Annotated in this window: 8 protein-coding genes; 3 read left to right on the top strand and 5 right to left on the bottom strand. The window is 73.8% G+C overall.

The window, feature by feature from the left end; all coding sequences use genetic code 11:
* Together AC2W7G_RS09640 and hemQ are read left to right on the top strand one after the other, a co-directional pair.
* The coding region (locus AC2W7G_RS09640) for a protoporphyrinogen/coproporphyrinogen oxidase (protein ID WP_485868240.1) at positions 1 to 609 on the top strand (609 nt) is incomplete at its 5' end.
* A 40-nt stretch (positions 610 to 649) separates the two neighbouring features.
* Positions 650 to 1,354, top strand: coding sequence for a hydrogen peroxide-dependent heme synthase (hemQ, locus tag AC2W7G_RS09635; protein ID WP_485868239.1), 705 nt, complete (start codon positions 650 to 652; stop codon positions 1,352 to 1,354).
* A 55-nt stretch (positions 1,355 to 1,409) separates the two neighbouring features.
* Here hemQ and msrB read toward each other — a convergent pair whose 3' ends face one another.
* Genes msrB through AC2W7G_RS09620 form a run of 3 tightly spaced genes read right to left on the bottom strand, consistent with a single transcriptional unit; the run spans position 1,410 to position 2,373 of the window.
* Positions 1,410 to 1,847, bottom strand: coding sequence for a peptide-methionine (R)-S-oxide reductase MsrB (gene msrB, locus AC2W7G_RS09630; RefSeq protein WP_485868238.1), 438 nt, complete (start codon positions 1,845 to 1,847; stop codon positions 1,410 to 1,412).
* A 32-nt stretch (positions 1,848 to 1,879) separates the two neighbouring features.
* Positions 1,880 to 2,227, bottom strand: coding sequence for a hypothetical protein (locus AC2W7G_RS09625; RefSeq protein WP_485868237.1), 348 nt, complete (start codon positions 2,225 to 2,227; stop codon positions 1,880 to 1,882).
* Positions 2,224 to 2,373, bottom strand: a complete 150-nt coding sequence (locus AC2W7G_RS09620; RefSeq protein ID WP_485868236.1) for a hypothetical protein — start codon at positions 2,371 to 2,373, stop codon at positions 2,224 to 2,226. The genes AC2W7G_RS09625 and AC2W7G_RS09620 overlap by 4 nt, the downstream gene beginning before the upstream one ends.
* Before the next feature lie 51 nt (positions 2,374 to 2,424).
* On the opposite strand from AC2W7G_RS09620, the gene AC2W7G_RS09615 reads away from it, so the two are divergent.
* Positions 2,425 to 3,261, top strand: coding sequence for a PPK2 family polyphosphate kinase (locus AC2W7G_RS09615; RefSeq protein WP_485868235.1), 837 nt, complete (start codon positions 2,425 to 2,427; stop codon positions 3,259 to 3,261).
* Here the strand turns inward: AC2W7G_RS09615 and AC2W7G_RS09610 are convergent, their stop codons facing one another.
* Entirely contained in the window at positions 3,262 to 4,284 is a 1,023-nt protein-coding gene (locus AC2W7G_RS09610; RefSeq protein ID WP_485868234.1) for an AbrB family transcriptional regulator, read from the bottom strand. It lies immediately after the preceding gene.
* Positions 4,285 to 4,365: 81 nt separating this feature from the next.
* The coding region (locus AC2W7G_RS09605; RefSeq protein ID WP_485868233.1) for a CbiX/SirB N-terminal domain-containing protein at positions 4,366 to 4,600 on the bottom strand (235 nt) is incomplete at its 5' end.

The following is a 4,600-nucleotide window of genomic DNA, read 5'->3' as shown; positions in this document are numbered from 1 at the left end:
GGCCCGGCCCCACGACCTGGACGAAGCTGGACGCCCGACCTCGTCGTCGTCGCGACGCCCGGCCCGGCCACGTCGCGTCTGCTCGCCGACCTGGCGCCCGAGGCGGCGTTCGCGCTGGCCGACGTCGAGTACGCGAGCATGGCGATCGTCAGCCTCGTCCTGGACGGCCAGGTCGACGGCGTCGGGACCGGCTTCCTGGTCCCGGCTGTCGACGGCACCGCGATCAAGGCGTCCACCTTCTCCTCGCACAAGTGGCCCTGGCTCGCCGAGCACGTGCCGGGACGCACCGTCGTGCGCACGTCCATGGGCCGCGTCGGCGACGCCACGCTGCTGGGGCTGAGCGACGCGCAGGTGGTGGAGCGCTCGCTGGGCGACCTGACCGCCGCCGTCGGCCCGCTGCCCGAGGTGCTCGACGTCCACGTGCAGCGCTGGGGCTCGGCCCTGCCGCAGTACGACGTCGGTCACCTCGAGCGTGTCGACGTGGTCGAGCGGTCCGTGGCCCGGGTCCCGGGCCTGGAGGTGTGCGGGGCGGCGTACCGCGGGGTCGGCATCCCGGCCGTGGTGGCCAACGCCCACGCGGCCGTCGCGCGCCTGCTCGCGACCGCCTAGCCCGCGGCCGGCGCTCGGGCCGCGGGGGCAGAATGGAGCCATGAGCGACATCGACCACGCAGCCATCGCCGAGGAAGTCAACGCCAGCACGCGGTACGTCTTCTACTCGGTGTTCAAGCTCGTCACGCCACTGGCGGACGCCGACCGGGCGGCCGAGGCCGCGGAGGTCGACGACCTGTTCGCGAAGCTGGCCGGCGACGACGTGGTCGTCCGCGGCACCTACGACGTCAGCGGCATGCGCGCCGACGCCGACCTCATGATCTGGTGGCACGGCCCGACGATCGACGTCCTGCAGGCCGCCTACAACGCCTTCCGCCGCACCGCGCTCGGCGCGCGGATGGAGCCGGTGTGGTCCAACGCGGCGATGCACCGTCCGGCCGAGTTCAACCGGGCGCACATCCCCGCCGTGCTCGCCGGCGAGGCGCCCAAGCCGTACCTGTGCGTGTACCCGTTCGTGCGCTCGTACGAGTGGTACCTGCTGCCCGAGCAGGAGCGGCGCACGATGCTGCGCGACCACGGCCTCGCGGCCCGCGACTACGCCGACGTCCGCGCGAGCACGCTCGCGTCGTTCGCGCTGGGCGACTACGAGTGGATCCTCGCCTTCGAGGCCGACGAGCTGCACCGCATCGTCGACCTCATGCGTGAGCTGCGGGCCACCGAGGCGCGGCGCCACGTCCGCGAGGAGATCCCGTTCTACACCGGCCGGGCCCGCTCGGTCGCCGAGCTCACCCAGCTCTGGCCCTGAGCCGGGCACGACGATGCCCCCGGACGCGCACGCGTCCGGGGGCCTCGTCGTGGGGTCAGCCCTGGACGGGCTGCTGGGTCAGGCTGATGCCGTTGATGCAGTAGCGCAGGTCGGTCGGGGTGTCGAAGCCCTCGCCCTGGAACACGTGGCCCAGGTGCGAGCCGCAGGCCGCGCAGCGCACCTCGGTGCGCTTCATGCCCATCGTCGTGTCCTCGATGTACTCCACGCGGTCCTCGGCGAGCGGCGAGTAGAACGCCGGCCAGCCGCAGTGGGCGTCGAACTTGGTGTCGCTGCGGAACAGCTCGGCACCGCAGCCGCGGCACGCGTAGACGGCCTCGGTGGTGTCGGTCTCGAAGGAGGAGGAGAAGGGGCGCTCCGTGCCGGCCTCACGCAGGACGTGGTACTCGGCGGCGCTCAGCTCGCCGCGCCACTCGTCCTCGGTCTTGGAGACGTCGTACGCGCGGTCGCTCGAGGCGGGGATGTCGTGAGCCATGCGCTCAGCGTACGACCGTGCTCCGAACCGGCTCAGCGGGCCTGGGCGTCGAACGGGACGTGCTCGAGCAGGTGCAGCGTGGGCAGGTCCAGGGCCCGGCGGGCGCGCGAGGCCCAGTCCAGGCGCAGCAGCTCGCGGACGGCGTGCGAGTCGGTCATGACGATGATCTCGGCGACGTCGACCCGGCGGGCCAGCGCCACGAGCTCGTCCAGCGGGTCGTCCTCGGCCAGCTCGCCGGTGACCTGCTGCCCGCGTCCGCGCAGCAGCGCGACGCTGGCGTCCAGCTCGGCCTGGCCGGCGCGGCGCATCTCCTGGGAGAGGTTGCGCAGGGTGTCGGGCTCGGTGGGCGGCAGCACCTGGCCGCCGCCGAACGCCATCATGACGACATCATCGTCGCGGTGGACGACTCCACGGGCAGCAGCACGTGGTAGGTCACCGGCTCGTCCAGCCCCTCGTGCAGGGCGACCACCTGGTCGGCGTCGAGGGGCTCCAGCTGGTGCTCGATGAGCAGGGCGACGTCGTACATGGCCCCAGCGTAGGCGTGGCCGGACCGCGACGCTCGTGCTAGGCAGGAGCCATGACCGACACGCTCACGTCCCGGCTGCGGGTGTCCGGCCCGCTCGACCTGTCCGCGCACGACTCGCGGGCCACGCCCGGGTTCGACGGCGGCAAGGCCGAGGGCAAGCAGGCCCTCAGGCAGGACGTGGGGGAGCGGCTGGCGCTGCGGCAGGAGCAGCTCTACGCCCGCGGCACGGCAGGGGCGCGTGAGCGCGTGCTGCTCGTGCTGCAGGGCATGGACACGTCCGGCAAGGGCGGGACGATCGGCAAGGTCGCCGGGCTCATGGACCCGCTGGGCGTCCGGGTCGCCTCGTTCAAGCGTCCGACCGCCGAGGAGCTCGAGCACGACTTCCTGTGGCGGGTCGAGAAGCGCCTCCCGGAGGCGGGGATGGTCGGCGTGTTCGACCGGTCCCACTACGAGGACGTGCTGGTCGCGCGGGTGCACGCGCTGGCTCCGCCCGAGGAGCTCGAGCGCCGCTACTCGGCGATCGACGACTTCGAGCAGCGTCTCGTCGACGACGGCGTGACGGTCCTCAAGTGCCTGCTGCACATCGACCCCGACGACCAGCGCGAGCGGCTCCAGGCCCGGCTGGACGACCCGACCAAGCACTGGAAGTACGACCCCGGCGACCTCGACGAGCGGGCGCGCTGGGACGACTACCGGCGGGCGTACGAGATCGCCGCGGAGCGGTGCGCGAGCGTCCCGTGGCACGTCGTGCCGTCGGGTCACAAGTGGTATCGCAACTGGGCGGTGGGCACGCTGCTGGCCGAGGCGCTGGAGTCGCTCGACCTGGACTGGCCCGAGCCCGGCTTCGACCTCGCCGCCGAGCGGGAGCGTCTCGCGGCGGCCGGCTGATCAGCGCCGGCGCAGCAGGCGAGCGAGCAGCGGGGCAGCCAGCAGGACGAGCAGCAGCCGCAGCATCTGGACGGCCGAGACGAACGTGACGTCCGCTTCGGTGCCGGCGGCCGTGGCCAGCACGGCGTAGAGCCCGCCCGGCGTGGTGGCCAGGTAGCCGTCGAGCCGGCTCGTGCCGGTCACCTCCGACAGCAGGACCCCCAGCCCGGCGCAGGCCACGATGATGAGCGCGATGACCAGCAGCGCGGTCGGCAGCATCCGCCCGATGGCGCGCAGGCTGGACGCCGTGAAGCGCAGGCCGACGTCCACGCCCACGAGCAGGAAGCCCGCACCCTGCACCGCGGTCGGCACGACGGCGCCGTCGAAGACCGGCAGCAGGAGCAGCAGGATCGTGGCCAGCAGACCGCCCAGGACGGCCGGCGACGGCAGGTGCAGCACCCGGCCGAGGACGAGCCCGAGCACCACGGCCAGCGCGGCGAAGCCGGCGTCGTCCCACCCGGCCGACGCGGTCAGCGCGGGGTCGGACTGCTCGGCGCCGAAGCCGATCGTGACGACGGCCGGCATCGCGAGCAGGATGACCAGCACGCGCAGGTACTGGATGACGGTGACGACGCGGTCGTCCGCCCCGAGGTCGCGCGACAGGGCGGTCATGCCGGACGCACCGCCGGCGACGGCGGCGAAGGACGCGGTCACCGCGCTGGTGCCGCGGTGCAGGCGGAGCAGCTGCCCGACCAGGACGCTCAGCGCGAGCGTCGCGACGGTGACGGCGACGACGGCCGGCCAGTCCCACCCCAGGTCGCGCAGCGTGCCCCAGTCGATGGACGCGCCGACGGTGACGCCGATGATCGCCTGCCCGGCGACGAACAGCAGCCGCGGCGGCTCGACCCGCATCCGCGGCAGGGCGAGGGCGTGCACGAGACCGCCGACCAGGCCGCCGAAGAGCAGCGGGGACGGGAGCCCGGCGAGGGCGAAGGCGCCCGAGACGGCGGCCACCACGAGGACGAGCAGCAGCCAGGGACGCACGGTCGCCAACCTACGGCGTCCTCGACCGGACGCACGAAGGGCCCACCGCGACCGCGGTGGACCCCTCGTGGCGTGGGCGGGTCAGGCGAACATCGCCTCGAGCGGGACGAGGTCGACCGCGCCGACGGCGTAGCGGGCCAGGACGACTCGGGCGATCTCGTCGTGCGCGCCCATGGGCTCGGCGACCGCGACGGCGCCCGCCTCGAGCGCGAGCTCCTTGACCCGGTCGGGCAGGAAGCCCGGGGCCAGGAACAGCGAGCCCACCGCGATGTGACGACGTCCGTCGGCCCGCAGCGCGCGCACCGCCTCGCCGGCG

It is taken from the genome of Aeromicrobium sp. PFPM2_SD2, from assembly GCF_057364525.1.
Note: the sequence above shows the minus strand (reverse complement) of the source record. Positions and strands in the feature narration are given on the sequence as shown.

What these genes read in the sequence shown, in the direction of transcription:
- hemQ (WP_485868239.1), top strand. Translation starts at nt 650, where the DNA reads ATGAGCGACATCGACCACGCAGCCATCGCCGAGGAAGTCAACGCCAGC.
- msrB (WP_485868238.1), bottom strand. Translation starts at nt 1,847, where the DNA reads ATGGCTCACGACATCCCCGCCTCGAGCGACCGCGCGTACGACGTCTCC.
- AC2W7G_RS09625 (WP_485868237.1), bottom strand. Translation starts at nt 2,227, where the DNA reads ATGATGGCGTTCGGCGGCGGCCAGGTGCTGCCGCCCACCGAGCCCGAC.
- AC2W7G_RS09620 (WP_485868236.1), bottom strand. Translation starts at nt 2,373, where the DNA reads ATGTACGACGTCGCCCTGCTCATCGAGCACCAGCTGGAGCCCCTCGAC.
- AC2W7G_RS09615 (WP_485868235.1), top strand. Translation starts at nt 2,425, where the DNA reads ATGACCGACACGCTCACGTCCCGGCTGCGGGTGTCCGGCCCGCTCGAC.